We start from the raw sequence: 17,434 nt of genomic DNA, 5'->3' as shown, positions 1-17,434 counted from the left end.
GGTCATCCACGCCGCAGCCCGTCCGCCGCATGCAAGTGCTTGATTCTTAAGGATTTCTGCGCTGGCACGGCTCTTGAGACCTTTTTGGCATCTTCCACTTCCGCAAGGATGACTGCCATGTCCCGAGACACCTCCTTCCTGCGCCGCACCGCCCGCGCGGCCCTGGCCGCCACCGCACTGGCCGCTGTGGCGGTGGCCGCTCCGGCCCAGCCTGGGCCCCTGCCTCCGCCGCCGCCCGGCGCCGCCGTGCCACCACCGCCCTTCGCCCAGCCCGCGGCCCTGGAGCAGGCCACTGCCAGCGGCCGCGTGCAGCGCTGGCTGCCCAACCCCAACGGCGAAGCGGACGGCCTGCTGCTGCAGGACGGCACGCAGATCGCCTTCCCGCCCCACCTGTCGGACGCGCTCACCGGCTGGCTGCGTCCGGGCGACCCGGTCGAGGTGAGCGGCTGGCGCCGCGCCGACACGCCCGTGCTGCGTGCCAGCGTGGTCCGCTCGCAGGGCCGCGCGGTGGAAGACATGCCGCCCGCGCCCGGCATGCGCCCGCCGCCGCCCCGGCAGGACGCGCTGGCCCCGCTGCGGGCCGACGGCCGCGTCGCCCGCGTGCTGGTCAACAGCCGCGGCGACGCCCACGGCCTGCTGCTGGACGATGGCGCGGTGGTGCGCTTCCCGCCGCACATGGCCGCCGCAGTGGCGCCGCTGCTGCGCCCCGGAGCCACCGTGTCGGCCCGCGGCTGGGGCACGCGCAATGCCCTGGGCACCTCGCTGGAGGCGGCGCAGCTGGGCGCCACGCCCGATGCGCTGCAGGACATGCTGCGCGGCCCCATGGCGCGCCGCCCCTGAGCCACGCCGTCCCGTCGCCCCCTTCATCACCCGTTCAGAAAGACACACCCATGAGCCAAGCCGTTGAAAAGATGATCGATGTCTGGTCCCTCGAAGGACGTTTGCAGCACCTGCTGTACAGCCCCCGTGGCCGCGTGGAAGGCGCGCTGCTGGATGTGGACAGCGTGCCCGTGCAGTTCGTGCTGGCCCCGCATGACGAGGCCGCGGCCCAGGCCTTTGCGGCGCTGCGGCCCGGCCAGTCGCTGGTGGCCGAAGGCACGGTGGTGCCGCCCCGCGGCGACGCCCCGCACGAGGTCTACGCGCTGGAGCGCCTGGTGGCCGTGGACGGCCAGCCGCCCGCCGTGCAGGAAGCCGTGCGCCAGGTGCAGGGCCGCGTCGTGCGCCTCCACCATGCCCGCCATGGCGAGCCCAACGGCGTGGTGCTGGACAGCGGCGACTTCGTCCACACCCGCCCGGACGGCTTCGCCCGCCTGGGGCTGAAGCCGGGCGATGCCGTCACCGCCAGCGGCCCGGCCCGCGCGCTGCAAGGCGGCGCCGGCCACGTGGTGGAGGCGCACACCGTCAACGGCAAGGCCCTGCCCGCGCCCAAGCCCCACAAGTAAAAAGGTAACGCCGCCATGCCCGCCGCACCGCACCACCCCGACAGCCCCCGGCCTGCCGACGCGGCGGGCGCCTTCGCCAGCGCCCCGGCCCCGGGGCCCGCCACGGCCGCCTCGCTGACCGCCCTGGCCTGGATGGCGTTCTTCATGGCGGATGTGCGGGACGGCCTGGGCCCCTTCCTCGCCACCTACCTGCAGACGCAGCGCATCGATCAGACCACCATCGGCCTCATCCTGTCCGCCGGCGGGCTGGCCGGCATGCTGGCGACACCGCTGGCCGGCGCCTGGGCCGACCGCATGCGCGCCAAGCGGGTGCTGATCGCCGTCGCCGCGCTGGCCCTCCTGGGCGCCAGCGCCGTGGCCTTCCGCAGCCACGCGCCCGCCGTGCTGGTGCTGTCGCAGGTGCTCACCGGCGTGGCCGGCGCGCTGCTGGCCGCGGGCCTGGCCGCCCTCACGCTGGGCCTGGCGCGCAGCGCAGGCCTGCGCCACCAGACGGGCCGCAACGAGGCCTACAGCCATGGCGGCAACATCGTCTCCGCGCTGGGAGCCGCCGCCTTGGCCCACTGGCTGGGGGCGCCGTGGATGCTGGTGATGATGGCGGCCATGGCCGTGGGCGCCCTGGCCTGCCTGGCGGCCATCCGCGCGCCTGACATCGACCACGTCGCCGCCCGGGGCGGCGCGCCCGACACCGCCCCGCCCTCTGCCACCGAGGCGGCCCGCGCCGAGGGCTGGCGCGCCTTCCTCTCGCACCGCACGCTGTGGCTGTTCGGCTTGGCCTGCGCGCTGTTCCACCTGGGCAATGCGGCCATGCTGCCGCTGCTCAACCAGCGGCTGGCAGCCACCGTGCCGGACTCCGCACCGCTGCTGTGGACCGGCATCGCCATCGTCGTCGCCCAGCTCACCATGGTGCCGGTGGCGCTGTGGGTGGCGCGCAGCCGGCGCTTCGATTTGCCGGTGTTCGTCTACCTCGCCATCCTGGCGCTGCCCGTGCGTGGCGTGCTGGCCTGGGCGATTCCCGAGGCGTGGGCCAACATCCCCGTGCAGATCCTGGACGGCCTGGCCGCCGGTGCGCTGGGCGTGGCCACGCCGCTGATGGTGGAACGCTACGTGCGCGGCAGCGGCCGCTACAACGCCTCCCTGGGACTGGTCATGACGCTGCAGGGCGTGGGCGCCTCGCTCAGCCCGGCCATCGCCAACAGCGTGGTGGGCGCGCAGGGCCACTTCGGGCTGGCCTTCGCGGTGCTGGCCGGCTGCGCGCTCCTGGCGCTGCCCGTGTTCTGGATGGCGCAGCGCAGCGCGGGCCCCAGCGCCCAGTTGCCGGCTGCGGCGGTGGCGCCCGCCTGACGGGCGCCCACCTCCCGGACCGGCGGCGCTGGCGCCGCGGCGCGCATGCGGGCAAGATCGCAGCTGGCCGCCGCACCAGGAGCCTGCCATGCCGTCCCCACCGCACCTCGATCGCCCCTCCCGTTCCCGCGGCACCCGCGCCGCGGCCCTTGCGCTCGCCGCGCTGCTGGCGGCCGGCTGCGCCGCTCCGCGCCCGGAGGCCTCCGCCGCGGACGCGCAGGCCGCCGAGGCCGAGTTGCGCGAGCGCCATGCGGCCGACCTGGCCACCTGCCAGGCCTACGCCCAGCAGATCGGCGTGGTGCAGGAGACGCTGGACGGCATCGTCCAGGGCGCCCTCATCGCGGCGGCGCTGGTCTGGAGCGCCGGCCAGCGCGGCGACGTGGCGCGCGACTGGGCCGTGGCCGGCGGCGTGCTGGGCAGCACCCAGGGCCTGAACGCGCTGGAACGCCGCCGCCAGGCGGTCGCCACCTGCCTGTCCGCCCGCGGCCACGCGCCCGGCGCGGTGGCCGCAGCGCCGCTACGGCCCCTCCCCGCGCCGGCACCGCCGCGCGAGCCGGCGCTGGCGCCCGCTGCACGCCCCTCGGGCACCGATGGCTTCAGCGCCGAACGGCTGGCCCGCGCCCAGTCGTGCAGCGTCCAGCCGGTGGCCACCCTGGCCGCCAAGGGTCCCGGCTTCGAGACCTACAGCGTGGCCTGCGACAACGGCGACGCGCTGGCCGTGCGCTGCGAGTTCGGCAACTGCCGCGTGCTGCGCTGAACAGAATCGCTATCAACAACATAGCTTGCTGCGCTGATGGATAGGGCGCCAGAGCCCGTTTTGGCTTCAACGCTCGGCAGCCGGGCCGATGGCCCGCCAGCGACAGGAACCGACAGGAGACACATCCCATGGACTGGCACACGCACCACGTCTTCAACCAGGTGCCCGAGCTGAGCGGGTACGACCTGCTGGCGACGGACCCCGCGCTGCAGCAGGCGCTGAACCGCGCCCAGGCGCAGTGGGCGCAGCCCGGCCTGGCCGCCTATGCCCGGCAGCTGGGCCTGGCGGAGACGGCCGAGTGGGCCCGCCAGGCGAACCAGCACCCGCCCGCACTGCATGCCTTCGACGCGCGCGGGCAGCGCATCGACCAGGTCGAGTTCCACCCTGCATGGCACGCGCTGCTGGCGCTGTACCGCGCGCAGGGACTGGTCTCGCAGCCCTTCGACAGCGACCGCCCCGGCCGCTGGACGGCCTGGGCCGCGGGCTTCTACCTGCACGGCCAGATCGAGCAGGGCACGCTGTGCCCGGCCACGATGACGCAGGCCAGCATCCCGCTGCTGCGCAAGGAGCCCGCGCTGTGGGCGCAGCTGCAGCAGCCGCTGTGCAGCACCGCCTACGACCCCCGCGACGTGCCGGCGGCCGACAAGGCCAGCCTCTGGATCGGCATGGGCATGACCGAGAAGCAGGGCGGCTCGGACGTGCGCGCCAACACCACCGTTGCCACGCCCACCGGCGCGGGCGGGCGCGGCGCCGGGTATCTGCTGCGCGGGCACAAATGGTTCTTCTCGGTGCCCACGAGCGACGCCCATCTGGTGACCGCGCGCGTGGGTGCGGACGGCCCCTTCGCCTGCTTCTACGTGCCCCGCTGGCGCCCCGACGGCACGCGCAACGCCGTGCGCGTGCAGCGCCTGAAGGACAAGGTGGGCAACCGCAGCAACGCCAGCAGCGAGGTGGAGTTCCAAGACGCCTGGGGCGTGCTGATGGGCGAGGAGGGGCGCGGCATCCCCACGATCATCGAGATGGCGTCGTACACACGGCTCAACTGCGTGGCCGGCAGCGCTGCCATCCTGCGCCAGGCCACGGTGCAGGCCATCGCCTATGCGCGCCGGCGCCACGCCTTCGGCAAGGCGCTGGCCGAGCAGCCGCTGATGCGCACCGTGCTGGCCGACCTGGCGCTGGAGAGCGAGGCCGCGCTCGCGCTGCTGATGCGCCTGGCCCAGGCCTTCGAGCGCGAGCAGGACGGCACCGCCGGCCCGGCCGACCGCGCCTGGAAGCGCGTGATGACGCCGGCCGCCAAGTTCTGGGTGTGCAAGCGCGGCGTGGAGCTGGCCGGCGAGGCGATGGAGGTCTTCGGCGGCAACGGCTATGTGCAGGAGGGCGTGATGGCCCGGCTGTTTCTCGAGTCGCCCGTCAACTCGATCTGGGAAGGCTCGGGCAACGTGATGTGCCTGGACGTGCTGCGCGCGCTGGCCCGCGAGCCCGACACCGCCCACGCCCTGCTGGCCGAGCTGGCGACCGCCGCGCAGGACGAGCCCCGGATCGCCGCGGCGCTGCGCGATCTGCAGGCGCTGCTCGCCGCACCGCCAGACGCACTCGAAGCCCTGGGCCGCCTGCTGGTGCAGCGCCTGGTGCTGCTGGCGCAGGCCTGCCTGCTGCGCCAGCAGGCGCCGGCGGCCGTGGCCGATGGCTTCATCGCCACCCGGCTGGCGGAGCCCGGCGCCGGCCGGGTGGTGGGCGCCATGGACGTACGCGGCCTGGAGGTGGCGGCGATCCTGGCGCGGGCCCTGCCCGAATGAAGCCGCCCCGGCTGCGCGCATTCAGCGGCAGCCGGCGGCGATCACTTCAAGCCTTTTCGGCCTGCAGCGCTTGCTGGGCAAGCGCATACAGCTATTCATTCCATAGCATCAAACCCAGAGGTCTATGGCGGCGAATAGAATGCGATCCATTCGCATCTGATGGACCTGCCCTCGCGCCCATGCCCGCCGCCGCCTGCTCCCCTCTTCCGCCCAGCGCCACCGCCGATTCCGTGCAGGCGCTGTACGAGGCGCACCACGGCTGGCTGGTGGCGCTGCTGCGCCGGCGCCTGCAATGCCGCGACGGCGCGGCCGATCTGGCGCACGACACCTTCGTGCGGGTGCTGCAAAAGCCCGAGGCCCTGCCCGCCGTGCGCGAACCCCGCGCCTACCTCACCACCATCGCCCGCGGCCTGCTGTGCGACCACTGGCGCCGCCGCTCGCTGGAGCAGGCGTGGCTCGACACCCTGGCCGCGCTGCCCGACGAACTGGCCCCGTCGCCCGAAGACACCCTCGCCATCCTCCAGACGCTGCAGCAGCTGGACGACCTGCTGAGCCACCTGGCGCCCAAGGCGCGCGAGGTGTTCGTGCTGTCGCAGCTGCAGGGCCTGGGCTATGCGCAGATCGCGCAGCAGGTGGGCGTGAGCGAGCGCAGCGTCAAGCGCTACATGGCGCAGGGCTTCGAGCTGTGCCTGGCGCTGGCATGAGCCCGCCCCCGGCGGAGCTGCCGCCCCGCGTCATCCGCGAAGCCGCGCAGTGGCTGGTGCGCCTGCATTCGGGCGAGGCCGACGCGGGCGACCTGGCCGGCTGCGCGCGCTGGCGCGCCGCCCACCCGGCGCACGAGCAGGCCTGGCAGAAGGCCGAGCGGATGGCACAGCAGTTCGGCGCCGTGCCGCCCGCGCTGGGCGTGCCCGTGCTCACGCGCCGCAGCGCGCACGCCCACCGCCGCGCCGCACTGCGCACCCTGGCCGTGCTGGGCGTGGCCGCGCCCGCCGCCTGGCTGGGCTGGCGCCACGCGCCGTGGCAGGGCTGGACGGCCGACTACGCCACCGCGACCGGCGAGCGCCGCGAGGTCGTGCTGGCCGACGGCAGCCGCCTGCGCCTGAACACCGGCAGCGCCGTGGACGTGGCCTTCAGCGACACGCTGCGCCAGGTGCGCCTGCACCGGGGCGAGATCCACATCCGCACCGCGCCCGACGCGCCCGGCCTGCAGCGCCCCTTCGTCGTGGATACGCCGCAGGGCCGCCTGCGCGCCCTGGGCACGCGCTTCGTCGTGCGCCTGCTGCCGGCCGATGCAGGAGGGGACGGCACGGCCCGGCTGACCGTGCTGGAGCACCGCGTGGAGATCGCTCCCCGCGGTGGCGGCGCGCCACAGATCCTGGAGGCGGGCCAATCCACGCGCTTCACGCCCACCGCCATCGCGCCGCCGCAGCCCGCGGCATTGCAGCCGGCCGCCGCACCGGACGGCGCCCCGGGCTGGCTGCAGGGCGTGCTCTACGCGGACAACCTGCCGCTGGCGGACTTCCTGGCCGAGCTGGCGCGCTACCGCCCCGGCGTGCTGCGCTGCGCGCCCGAGGTAGCCGACCTGCGCATCTCCGGCGCCTTCCAGCTGGCCGACACCGACTACGTGCTGGCCCTGCTGCGCGAGACACTGCCCGTGCAGGTGGTGCTGCGCACGCGCTGGTGGGTGACCGTGGTGCCCCGGGGCACCGCGCCCGGCGCCGGCTGACGTGACGCCCCGCTGATCCGCTCCCGCGGCCATCGGACGGCTGGTGCCGCTGCGGTGCCAGGGCCGTGGGTGATGCACAGCACCGTGGACAACAAGAACAGAAAAAAATCTTGCGCCGGTTGGCACTTTCACCCGCTCCTGTCCGGCAAGGGAGGGATCGCCTTCTCCACAAGGCCCCCATCCGCACCGACAGGAGTGATTCACCGCATGACCGATCCCGCATCCCCCCGCCCGCGCGCCAGCGCGCTGCACCCCGTGGCCCTGGCCTGCCTGCTGGCCACGGCCGGGGCAGGCGCCACCTTCGCGCCGGCCGCTTCCGCCCAGGAAGCCGCCGCTGCGTCGTCTTCCGAAAAGGCCTACGCCATCCCCGGCGGCGCGCTGGGCCCGGCGCTGGCCGCCTTCGCGGCGCAGTCCGGCGTCAACCTGTCGTTCACGCCGGCGCAGACGCAGGGGCGCAGCACCACCGGGCTGCAGGGCCGCTACACCGTGGGCCAGGGCTTTGCCGCCCTGCTGGCGGGCAGCGGGCTGCAGGCCGTGCCGCACGAAGGCGGCGGCTACACGCTGCGCGCCGCGCCGGCCGCCGCCGCAGCGGCCACGCCCGCCGGTGCGCTGACGCTGTCGGAAGTGCGCGTGGCCGCCCAGGCCGAACGCAACGACGGCACGACCGAGGGCACCGGCAGCTACACCGCCGCCGGCCCGAGCGCCGCGGCCACCGGCCTGCCGCTCACGCTGCGCGAGACGCCGCAGTCCGTCTCGGTGATGTCGCGCCAGCGCATGGACGACTTCCAGCTGCAGACGCTGAGCGACGTGCTGGACCAGACGCCGGGCGTGACCGTTTCGCGCCAGAGCGACATGACCACCTTCAACGTGCGCGGCTCCACCGTGAACCTCAAGGTGGACGGCAACCGCCTGCTGGCCAGTGGCTGGGGCTGGAACAGCCACATCCTGTATGCGCTCGACGACATGGCCGAGATCGACCGGGTGGAGGTGCTCAAGGGCTCCTCGGGCCTGATGAGCGGCGACGGCAACTACGGCGGCACGGTGAACCTGATCCGCAAGCGCCCCACGCGCGACTTCCAGGCCCATGCCAGTGCCGGCGTGGGCAGCTGGAGCAGCTACCGGGCCGACGCGGACATCAGCGGCCCCCTGAACGAAGCGGGCACGCTGCGCGGCCGCCTGGTGGCCGCGCACAAGGATGCCGATGCCTTCCGTGACCGGCAGCACCACCGCAACACCACGCTGTACGGCACGCTGGAGGCCGACATCACGCCCGACACGGTGGTGGGGGCCGGCATCACCTACAAGGAACGTTCGCTGCGCGGCGCGACCGGCACCACGCCCATCCAGGCGTTCTCGGGCGATGGCGTGGCCGTGCCGCGCATGCCGCGGTCGTTCAACGTGGGCGCCTCCTGGGCGGGCTACGAACAGGAGTCGCTGGGCCTCTTCGCCCGGCTGGAGCACCGCTTCGCCGGTGGCTGGAAGGCCAAGCTGCAGGTGGCGCGCGACAGCGTGGACACGCCGGACATGCGCATCGGCTACCTGCGCTACGCGCTGCCGGGCCAGATCCAATACAACCGCTACGCCGGCATCGACGACCGCAACGACAGCATCAGCCTGGACGTGCAGGGCCCGTTCCAGCTCTTCGGGCGCACGCACGACCTGCTGATCGGCGCCGGCAGCACCCGGGCCCGCACCACGCTGCAGCGCGGCAGCGGCGCCAGCTCCACCCTCACCGCGGCCGGCATCGACTATGCCGACGGGGGCGCCGGCGTGCCGGAGCCGGACTGGAACAGCATGGCCTATTCCAACGACCTGTTCAGCCGCAAGAACCGCTACCTCTACGCAGCCAGCCGCTTCAACATCGCCGACCCCGTCAAGCTGATCGCCGGCGCCCGCGTGAGCGACTACGACCAGAAGGACGTGACCGACATCGGTTGGTACAACTACGACATGCGCGAGCGGGGCGTCGTCACGCCCTATGCCGGCTTGATCGTGGACGTGGCGCCCCAGGTCTCGGTCTACGGCAGCTACGCCAGCATCTACCAGCCCCAGAGCGCCAAGGACGCCGGCGAACGCACGCTGCCCCCCGAGGAAGGCCGGACCTATGAACTGGGCGCCAAGGGCGAGTTCTTCGACAAGCGCCTGAACGCCAGCATCGCCCACTTCTGGATGCGCACCGACAACACGGCCGAGGAGGTGGGGCTGAACGCCAACGGCGACAGCATCTACCGTGCCGTCAAGGGCGCGACGCGGCGCGGCTACGAGCTGGAACTGTCCGGCGAGCTGGCCCGCGGTTGGCAGGCCCAGGGCAGCTATGTGATGAACAGCAGCAACCTGGACAGCGCCTCCACCACGCCCAGGCACCAGTTCAAACTGGGCAGCAGCTACCGCTTCGGCGACGGCGCCCTGCAGGGCCTGACGGTGGGCGGCGCCCTGCGCTGGCAAAGCGCCATTGCCACCAGCCGCGGCTCGGCCACCCTGCGCCAGGACGCCTACTGGCTGTTCGACCTGATGGCGCGCTACCAGGTCAGCCGGCAGCTCAGCATCTCGGCCAACCTCAACAACGTGTTCGATAAGCGGTACTTCGCCGGTGTGACCAACTTCAGCGCACAGGGCCTGTTCTACACCTGGGGCGCGCCGCGCAGCGTGAACGTCAGCGCCCGCTACGACTTCTGAGCCGCCACGCGCCTGGCCCGCCGGGCCGCACGCGCCGGAATCGGCATGGCGGCATAAAATGCGACCAATTCGCATTTGCAAAACCGCCATGCCTGCGCCCGCCCCCACCCTCCACGCCGAGGCCACCCAGGCCCTGTACCTGCAGCACCACGGCTGGCTGGTCGGCCGGCTGCGGCACAAGCTGGGCTGCGCGTGGGACGCGGCGGATCTAGCGCAGAACACCTTCGTTCGCGTGCTCACCGCCACCGGCCAGCGGCTGGACGAGGTGGCCGAGCCACGCGCCTACCTGACGACCATCGCCCAGCGCCTGCTGGCCAACCACCTGCGGCGCCGGCAGATCGAGCGGGCCTACCTCGATGCGCTGGCCCTGCTGCCCGAGCCCGTGGCCCCGCCGCCCGACGCCCGCCTGATGGTGCTGGAAACCCTGGTCGCCATCGACCGCCTGCTGGACGGGCTGCCCGCCGTGGCGCGCAAGGCCTTTCTGCTGTGGCGGCTGGAGGAGCTGACGCAGGAGCAGATCGCGGCGCAGCTGGGGCTGTCCCGCACCACCGTGCGCCGCCACCTGGCCGCCGCGGCCGAGCGCTGCTACTTCGGCGATGCAGCGGCAACCCCCTGAGCCGCTGCGGGGCTTCCCCCTTCTCTCGCATCGCTTCGCGTTGCGGGAAGGGGGACGGCACCCTCGCTGCGGGACGGCCCTTGCTCGGTGCCTGCTGGCCTGCGCCGCGCCCACCGCATCCACCGCGCCTCTTGGCCACACCTGACATGGCACCCAACGATATTTCTCCCGCCATTGCGCGCCAGGCCGTGCACTGGCTGCTGGAATTGCGGCCCGAAGACGGCTCACCCACCGCGCCCGCCGCCGCACGGCACGCGCGCCAGCAGTGGCAGGCCTGGCTGGACGCCGACCCGCGGCACGCACGCGCCTGGCAGCGCATTGCCGAGGTGGACGGCCAGCTGCGCGACGTGCCGGCCTCCGTCGCGTTGCAGACGCTGGTCGCGCCCGGGCTGCAGCGCCGCCATGCCGTACGCCTGGCCGTGCTGCTGACGGCCGGTGCCGGCGGCTTGCTGGCCGCGCGCCAGACCGGCCTGGGCGCACAGGCCTGGCAGCAGCTGGCGGCCGATCTGTCCACCGGAACGGGCGAGCGGCGCGATGCGCAGCTGCCGGACGGCACGCGCGTGTGGCTCAACACCGCGTCGGCCGTGGACGTGCGTTACACCGCCACCGAGCGCCTGATCGTGCTGCGCGCCGGCGAGATCCTGGTGCACAGCGCGCCCGACAACGCGCCCGATGGCGCCACCGGCACCGCCCGCCCCTTGCGCGTGCGCACCGCCGAGGGGCAGGTGCGTGCCATCGGCACGCGCTTCACCGTGCGCCAGCACGGCGGCCATACCGAGGTGGCCGTGCTGCAGGGCGCGGTGGAGCTCACCCCCGCGCAGGGCGATGTCCCCGCGCTGCGCCTGGCCGCCGGCGAGCAGGGCCGCTTCAGCCGCGCGGCCACCGGCGCCGCCGAGCCGGCGCAGGACGGCGCCAGCGCCTGGGCCGAGGGCATGCTGGTGGCCGACGGCATGCCGCTGGACAGCTTCCTCGCCGAGCTGTCACGCCACCGGCCCGGCGTGCTGCGCTGCGCGCCCGACGCGGCGGCGCTGCGCGTGTCGGGCTCGTACCCGCTGGCCGACACCGACCGGGTGCTCGCGGCCCTCACGCTGTCGCTGCCGGTGCAGATCCACACCCGCACCCGCTGGTGGGTGACGGTGGAGCGGCGCAGTTAGCTATATTTTCAATAGCTGCATGCGCTTATTCCGCGGGCGCTTTGGGCATATTTCATACTGAATCTTCAAAAAAAGCGGCCATTCCGGCACCGCCGGGTGTCAAGCACAGGAAAGCCCCTCGCCTGCCGCGGGGGGTGCTGACCGCTTCGCCACCCTTCCTGCCTGAAAGACCTGCCGCATGCGCCGCTCTGCCGTCCCTTCCTCTGCCCTGTCCCCTGCCCTTCCGCGGCCCCGCCGCCGCACGGCCGCTGCGGCGCAACTGCTGTGCGCCAGCCTGGCCGCAGCCTACGGCGCGGCCTTGCTGGCGGTGCCGTCCCGCGCGCAGGCCCAGCCCGCCACCCAGGACGCTGCACCGCGCAGCTACGCCATTCCTGCGGGGCCCCTGGGCCCGGCGCTCAACCGGCTGGGCCGGGAGTCGGGCGCGCTGATCACCTTCGCGCCCGATCTCGTGGCGGGCCTGCAGACCGCCGGCGTGCAGGGCGCGCCCACGCTCGCGCAGGCCCTGGGCCAGCTACTGGTCGGCACGGGGTTGGAGCCCGTGGCCGGTGCCGGCGGCGCCTACACGCTGCGCCGCCTGCCGGAGGCCGCGCCTGCGCAAGGCACGGCCGCCGGCGCCACCACGGCCCTGTCGGAAGTGCGCGTGACGGCCGCCGCGCCGGTGCAGCCCGACCTGCTGCCTGGCGCCTACGCCGGCGGCCAGATCGCGCGCGGCGGCCGGCTGGGCCTGCTGGGCCAGACGGACGCCATGGATGCGCCCTTCCACATCACCAGCTACACCGCACAGGCCATCGAGGACCGCCAGGCCACCACCCTGGCCGACGCGCTGGCGGTGGACCCGTCGGTGCGCAGCACAGCGCCCAGCGGCGACGTGGCGGACGCGTTCTTCATCCGCGGCTTCGCCATCGGGGACAACAACATCGGCGAGATCGCCTTCGACGGCCTGTACGGCGTGGCGCCCAACTACCGCCTGCTGACCGACTACGCCGAGCGCGTGGAAGTGCTCAAGGGCCCCACCGCCATGGTGTACGGCATGTCGCCCAACAGCGGCGTGGGCGGCGGCATCAACGTGGTGCCCAAGCGCGCCACGCAGGACCTGACGCGCGTACGCGCCGACTACGGCACGCGCTCGCAGGGCGGCGGCCACATCGACGTGGCGCGGCGCTGGGGCGATGCGCGCCAGTTCGGCGTGCGCTTCAACGGCAGCTACCGCGACGGCCGCACGCCCATGGACCACCAGCGCCGCGAGGCCACCGTGGGCGCGCTGGCGCTGGACTACACCACCGAACGCACCCAGGTCACGCTGGACCTGATCCGCCAGCGCGAGGACGTGGACGCGCCCACGCGCCGCCCCTCCATCGCAGCGGGCCTGGCCGTGCCTGCCGCACCGGATGCGCGCCGCAACATCACGCAGCGCTGGGAGTGGTACGAGAGCACGGAGGAGTCCGCCCTGCTCAAGGCCCGGCACGAGCTGACGGACCGCTGGTCGGTCTTCGCCAGCGTGGGCGCCGCGCAGTCCAAAGTGGACCGGCTCTTCAACACGCCCACCATCACCTCGGCCGCCGGCGACACGCGCGTGACCCCCACGCGGGCGCAGTTCGATATCGAGCGCCAGGTGGTGGAGGCGGGCGTGCGCGGCCGCTTCACCACCGGCGCGGCCAGCCACCAGGCCACGCTGCAGTGGAGCCACTACGAGGACCGCTACCGCATGGGCTCGGTGGCGGGCGCGGCCTACACCTCCAACCTGTACGCGCCCATCGAGCGGCCCGCGCAATCCGTGGCGGCGCCCGGCAGCCTGCCCAAGCGCTCGGCCACCGAACTGCGCGGCTTCGCGCTGTCGGACACCATCGGCCTCCTGGATGAGCGGCTGCTGCTCACCCTGGGCCTGCGCCACCAGCAGGTGGACGCGGACAACTTCGACACCAGCGGCGTGCGCACGGCCACCTACGGAAAAAGCGCCACCACGCCGCTGGCGGGCGCGGTGTTTAAGCCCTGGCAGGGCGTGTCGCTGTACGCCAACTACATCGAAGGCCTGAGCCGCGGCGACACGGCCCCGAGCAGCGCCGTCAACGCGGGCGAGGTCTTCGCTCCGTACAAGACGCGCCAGCAGGAGGTGGGCATCAAGATCGACCACGGCACGCTCATGACCACGGCCAGCGTCTTCCAGATCCGCAAGCCCAGCGGCTACCTGCAGAACAACCGTTTCGCGGTGGATGGCGAGCAGCGCAACCGCGGGCTGGAGCTGTCGGTGTACGGCGAGCCGGCCGCCGGCTGGCGCCTGTACGGCGGCGCGACCTGGATCGACGCGGAACTCACCCGCACCAACAGCGCCGCCACGCAGGGCAATGCCGCCGTGGGCGTGCCGCGCACGCAGTTCACGCTGAACGCCGAGCACGACCTGGCCTGGGTGCCCGGCCTCACGGCCACCGCCGGGCTCACCCGCACGGGCGCCCAGTACGCCGACCAGGCCAACCTGCAGCGCCTGCCGTCGTGGACGACCGTGGACCTGGGACTGCGCTACCGCCTGCAGGTGGCCGGCCGCAGCACGGTGCTGCGCGCCACCGTGCGCAACGCCACGGGCCGCGACTACTGGGCAGGCTCGTCCACCTGGGGCACGCTGCTGGTCGGCGCGCCGCGCAGCGTGCAGCTGTCGGCCACCGTGGACTTCTAAGCGACGGTATCGAGGGATCGCTAGACAGGGCCGGTGGGCCGCGCGGCCTGCGCCACAATCAGCCCCATGCTCAGCCTCCAAGACATCCAGGCCGCCGCCGCGCGGCTCCAGGGCCAGGTGCTCGACACGCCCTGCGTGGAATCCCAGACGCTCTCGCAGATCGTCGGCGCGCAGGTGTTCCTCAAGTTCGAGAACCTGCAGTTCACCGCCTCGTTCAAGGAGCGCGGTGCCAGCAACAAGCTGGGCCAGCTCTCGGCCGAGGAGCGCCAGCGCGGCGTGGTCGCCATGAGCGCCGGCAACCACGCCCAGGGCGTGGCCTACCATGCGCAGCGGCTGGGCGTGCGCGCGGTGATCGTCATGCCGCGCTTCACGCCCGGCGTGAAAGTGGAGCGCACGCGCGGCTTCGGGGCCGAGGTGGTGCTGCACGGCGACACGCTGGAGGCCGCCCGCCAGCACGCCTATGCGCTGGCCGAGGAACGCGGCCTGGTCTTCGTGCACCCGTACGACGACGAGGCCATCGCGGCCGGCCAGGGCACGGTCGCCCTGGAGATGCTGCGCGCCGTACCCGATCTGGACGCGCTGGTGATCTCGGTCGGCGGCGGCGGGCTGATCGCGGGCATGGCCACGGCGGCCAAGGCGCTGCAGCCGTCCATCGAGATCGTGGGCGTGCAGACGGTGCGCTTTCCTTCCATGCTCAACGCCGTGCAGGGCGCGCAGCACCCCATGGGCACCTCCACCATCGCCGAGGGCATCGCCGTGGGCACGGCCGGCAAGATCACGCAAGAGGTGGTGGCCCGCCTGGTGGACGACCTGCTGCTGGTGGACGAGGGCGACATCGAGCAGGCCGTGCTGATGCTGCTGGAGATCGAGAAGACGCTGGTGGAGGGCGCGGGCGCCGCCGGCCTGGCCGCGCTGGTGCGCCACCCCGAGCGCTTCCGCGGCAAGCGCGTGGGCCTGGTGCTCAGCGGCGGCAACATCGACCCGCTGCTGCTGGCCGCCATCATCGAGCGCGGCATGGTGCGCTCGGGCCGGCTGGCGCGCATCAAGGTCAGCGCCCGCGACGTGCCCGGCGTGCTGGCCCGCATCACCGCCACCGTGGCGGAGGCCGGCGCCAACATCGAAGAGGTGCACCACCAGCGCGCCTTCACGCTGCTGGCGGCGCAGAACGTCGAGATCGAACTGGTGCTGCAGACCCGCGGCCAGGCGCATGTGCAGCAGGTGCTGGAGGCGCTGCGCGCCGCGCAGATGGAAGCGCAGCTGATCTGACCGGACCTGCGGGGGGCCCGCCGCCGCGCCATTGCTATATTTTCAATAGCTGATTTCGCTTATTGGACGGGCACCGCGCGCTGTTTTCCCCATGATCCTTGGCCGGGCCAGGCATCGCCTGAGGCCCCAGACCGGCTGCCGCGGCCCGAACGAACCCCCGCGGCACCGCCGGTCCTGGATGACAAAAGGGCGCCATACGGCGCCCTTTTTGCTATCGCCCACATCGCTGCCTGCGCTGATTCATTCCCCTGCGCTGGGCGGCCGATGGGGCCGGAACTGCGGTGCAGCGCTGCTCGCTCAGCGCACCACCATCAGCGAGAACGGCCAGACATACGCCTGCAGCGTCACGTACAGGCCGACCAGGCAGGCCAGCGCGATGGAGTGGAAAAACACGTAGCGCAGGATGATGCCTTCCTTGTTGAACCAGCGCGTGGCGGTGGAGGCCACCACGATGGACTGCGCGTCGATCATCTTGCCCATCACCCCGCCCGAGCTGTTGGCCGCGCCCATCAGGTTGGGCGACAGGCCCAGCTGCTCGGCCGCCACCTTCTGCATGCCGCCGAAGAGCACGTTCGAGGCCGTGTCGGACCCGGTGAGCGCCACGCCCAGCCAGCCCATCAGCGTGCCGAAGAACGGGTAGAACACGCCCGTGTTGGCGAACGCCAGGCCCAGCGTGGTGTCGGTGCCCGAGTAGCGGGTGAGCGTGCCCAGCGCCAGCATCAGCACGATGGTGAGCAGCGAATACTTCACCAGCCAGATCGTCTTGAAGAAGGTGCGCACGATGGCGACCGGGTTGTACTTCATGAAGAACGCGCTGACGATGGCCGACAGCAGAATCGCCGTGCCGGTGGCCGACAGCAGGTTCAGCGTGTAGACCGCGCCCTCCTTGGTGGGCTGCGGCACCACGGGCGGCACCTTTTCGATCAGGTTGTGCAGGCCGCCCATGGGGAAGGCCGGGGCGAACAGGCTGTTGAGCCAGGCCTTCACGGGCGGCAGGCCCCAGATAAACACGAACACCGACAGGATGACCCAGGGCATCCAGGCAGCGACCAGCTCGGCACGGCTGTGGGCCACCACGGGCTGTGGCGGCTTGGCTTCCGACGCGCTCACGTCGTTGCCGCGCAGCGAAGGAGACGTCCACACCTTCTTGGGCTTCCACACGCGCAGGAACAGCGTGAGGCTGACCATGGAGACGATGGCCGCGATGATGTCCACTAGCTCGGGCCCGATGTAGTTGGCCACCAGGAACTGCGGCACGGCGAACGAGACGCCCGTGACCAGGATGGCCGGCCAGATTTCCATCATGCCCTTGCGCCCGGCGAAGGCCCAGATCAGCCAGAACGGCACCAGCAGCGAGAAGAAAGGCAGCTGGCGGCCTACCATGGCCGTCACTTCCATCACGTCATAGCCGTGCACCTTGGCCAGCGTGATGATGGGCGTGCCCAGGGCGCCGAAGGCCACGGGCGCCGTGTTGGCGATGAGGGACAGGCCCGATGCCGCCAGCGGCGAGAAACCCAGGCCGATGAGGATGGCGGCCGTCACGGCCACCGGCGTGCCGAAGCCGGCCGCGCCCTCGAAGAACGCGCCGAAGCAGAACGCGATGAGCAGCAGCTGGATGCGGCGGTCTTCGGTGATGCCCGAAAGCGAATCCTGCAGCACCTTGAAGCTGCCGTTCTGCTCGGTCAGCTGGTGCAGAAAGATGATGTTCAGCACGATCCAGCCGATGGGCAGCAGGCCGGTGAAACCACCGAACAGCGCCGCGCGGCCGGCCATCTCGGCGGGCATGCCGTAGGCGAAGATGGCCACGATGAGCGCGGCGATCAGGCCCAGGCCCGCGGCGATGTGCGCCTTGATGTGAAAGAAGCCGAGCGCCGCCAGCATGACCACCACCGGAATCGCGGCGAGCGCGGTGGAGATGACCATGTTGCCGAACGGATCGTAAATTTGCTGCCAAATCATGTGGCTTGTCTCCGAGATGCGTTGAGGAAATCG

Annotated in this window: 13 protein-coding genes; 12 read left to right on the top strand and 1 reads right to left on the bottom strand. The window is 72.6% G+C overall.

Annotation, left to right across the window (positions count from 1 at the left end):
* Positions 1 to 117 precede the first annotated feature (117 nt).
* The 12 genes from QE399_RS07135 to QE399_RS07080 all read left to right on the top strand — a co-directional run bounded on the left by QE399_RS07135 (position 118) and on the right by QE399_RS07080 (position 15,442).
* Entirely contained in the window at positions 118 to 840 is a 723-nt protein-coding gene (locus tag QE399_RS07135) for a hypothetical protein (RefSeq protein ID WP_309827511.1), read from the top strand.
* A 50-nt stretch (positions 841 to 890) separates the two neighbouring features.
* Positions 891 to 1,442 carry a hypothetical protein gene (locus tag QE399_RS07130; RefSeq protein WP_309827509.1) on the top strand — a complete coding sequence of 184 codons (552 nt, stop codon included), beginning with the start codon at positions 891 to 893 and terminating at the stop codon, positions 1,440 to 1,442.
* Between the two features lie 15 nt (positions 1,443 to 1,457).
* Positions 1,458 to 2,783, top strand: a complete 1,326-nt coding sequence (locus QE399_RS07125; RefSeq protein ID WP_309827507.1) for an MFS transporter — start codon at positions 1,458 to 1,460, stop codon at positions 2,781 to 2,783.
* Between the two features lie 88 nt (positions 2,784 to 2,871).
* On the top strand, positions 2,872 to 3,540 hold the full coding sequence (locus QE399_RS07120; RefSeq protein ID WP_309827505.1) for a glycine zipper family protein: 669 nt from the start codon (positions 2,872 to 2,874) through the stop codon (positions 3,538 to 3,540).
* 128 nt (positions 3,541 to 3,668) lie between these two features.
* Positions 3,669 to 5,336 carry an isovaleryl-CoA dehydrogenase gene (locus tag QE399_RS07115; protein ID WP_309827503.1) on the top strand — a complete coding sequence of 556 codons (1,668 nt, stop codon included), beginning with the start codon at positions 3,669 to 3,671 and terminating at the stop codon, positions 5,334 to 5,336.
* A gap of 179 nt (positions 5,337 to 5,515) precedes the next feature.
* On the top strand, positions 5,516 to 6,040 hold the full coding sequence (locus QE399_RS07110; RefSeq protein WP_309827501.1) for a sigma-70 family RNA polymerase sigma factor: 525 nt from the start codon (positions 5,516 to 5,518) through the stop codon (positions 6,038 to 6,040).
* On the top strand, positions 6,037 to 7,062 hold the full coding sequence (locus QE399_RS07105; protein WP_309827500.1) for a FecR domain-containing protein: 1,026 nt from the start codon (positions 6,037 to 6,039) through the stop codon (positions 7,060 to 7,062). The genes QE399_RS07110 and QE399_RS07105 overlap by 4 nt, the downstream gene beginning before the upstream one ends.
* Positions 7,063 to 7,269: 207 nt before the next feature.
* Positions 7,270 to 9,738, top strand: coding sequence for a TonB-dependent siderophore receptor (locus tag QE399_RS07100; RefSeq protein ID WP_309827499.1), 2,469 nt, complete (start codon positions 7,270 to 7,272; stop codon positions 9,736 to 9,738).
* 88 nt (positions 9,739 to 9,826) lie between these two features.
* Positions 9,827 to 10,354: a sigma-70 family RNA polymerase sigma factor gene (locus QE399_RS07095; protein WP_309827498.1), complete on the top strand. Its 528-nt coding sequence runs from the start codon at positions 9,827 to 9,829 to the stop codon at positions 10,352 to 10,354.
* Positions 10,355 to 10,500: 146 nt separating this feature from the next.
* Entirely contained in the window at positions 10,501 to 11,508 is a 1,008-nt protein-coding gene (locus QE399_RS07090) for a FecR domain-containing protein (RefSeq protein ID WP_309827496.1), read from the top strand.
* A 178-nt stretch (positions 11,509 to 11,686) separates the two neighbouring features.
* Positions 11,687 to 14,176, top strand: coding sequence for a TonB-dependent siderophore receptor (locus tag QE399_RS07085; protein WP_309827495.1), 2,490 nt, complete (start codon positions 11,687 to 11,689; stop codon positions 14,174 to 14,176).
* A gap of 66 nt (positions 14,177 to 14,242) precedes the next feature.
* On the top strand, positions 14,243 to 15,442 hold the full coding sequence (locus QE399_RS07080) for a threonine ammonia-lyase (RefSeq protein ID WP_309827494.1): 1,200 nt from the start codon (positions 14,243 to 14,245) through the stop codon (positions 15,440 to 15,442).
* Between the two features lie 297 nt (positions 15,443 to 15,739).
* Here the strand turns inward: QE399_RS07080 and QE399_RS07075 are convergent, their stop codons facing one another.
* Positions 15,740 to 17,401, bottom strand: coding sequence for an L-lactate permease (locus QE399_RS07075; protein WP_309827492.1), 1,662 nt, complete (start codon positions 17,399 to 17,401; stop codon positions 15,740 to 15,742).
* Positions 17,402 to 17,434 lie beyond the last annotated feature (33 nt).

Origin of the sequence: Paracidovorax wautersii (genome assembly GCF_031453675.1) — a bacterium.
In the GTDB taxonomy this organism is placed as follows: Bacteria; Pseudomonadota; Gammaproteobacteria; order Burkholderiales; family Burkholderiaceae_C; genus Paracidovorax.
The sequence above is the reverse complement of the archived record's forward strand: the minus strand, read 5'-3'. Positions and strand labels throughout refer to the sequence as shown.

Bases quoted from the DNA above. Each gene is read 5' to 3' on its own strand.
- QE399_RS07135 (WP_309827511.1), top strand. From the start codon at position 118: ATGTCCCGAGACACCTCCTTCCTGCGCCGCACCGCCCGCGCGGCCCTG.
- QE399_RS07130 (WP_309827509.1), top strand. From the start codon at position 891: ATGAGCCAAGCCGTTGAAAAGATGATCGATGTCTGGTCCCTCGAAGGA.
- QE399_RS07125 (WP_309827507.1), top strand. From the start codon at position 1,458: ATGCCCGCCGCACCGCACCACCCCGACAGCCCCCGGCCTGCCGACGCG.
- QE399_RS07120 (WP_309827505.1), top strand. From the start codon at position 2,872: ATGCCGTCCCCACCGCACCTCGATCGCCCCTCCCGTTCCCGCGGCACC.
- QE399_RS07115 (WP_309827503.1), top strand. From the start codon at position 3,669: ATGGACTGGCACACGCACCACGTCTTCAACCAGGTGCCCGAGCTGAGC.
- QE399_RS07110 (WP_309827501.1), top strand. From the start codon at position 5,516: ATGCCCGCCGCCGCCTGCTCCCCTCTTCCGCCCAGCGCCACCGCCGAT.
- QE399_RS07105 (WP_309827500.1), top strand. From the start codon at position 6,037: ATGAGCCCGCCCCCGGCGGAGCTGCCGCCCCGCGTCATCCGCGAAGCC.
- QE399_RS07100 (WP_309827499.1), top strand. From the start codon at position 7,270: ATGACCGATCCCGCATCCCCCCGCCCGCGCGCCAGCGCGCTGCACCCC.
- QE399_RS07095 (WP_309827498.1), top strand. From the start codon at position 9,827: ATGCCTGCGCCCGCCCCCACCCTCCACGCCGAGGCCACCCAGGCCCTG.
- QE399_RS07090 (WP_309827496.1), top strand. From the start codon at position 10,501: ATGGCACCCAACGATATTTCTCCCGCCATTGCGCGCCAGGCCGTGCAC.
- QE399_RS07085 (WP_309827495.1), top strand. From the start codon at position 11,687: ATGCGCCGCTCTGCCGTCCCTTCCTCTGCCCTGTCCCCTGCCCTTCCG.
- QE399_RS07080 (WP_309827494.1), top strand. From the start codon at position 14,243: ATGCTCAGCCTCCAAGACATCCAGGCCGCCGCCGCGCGGCTCCAGGGC.
- QE399_RS07075 (WP_309827492.1), bottom strand. From the start codon at position 17,401: ATGATTTGGCAGCAAATTTACGATCCGTTCGGCAACATGGTCATCTCC.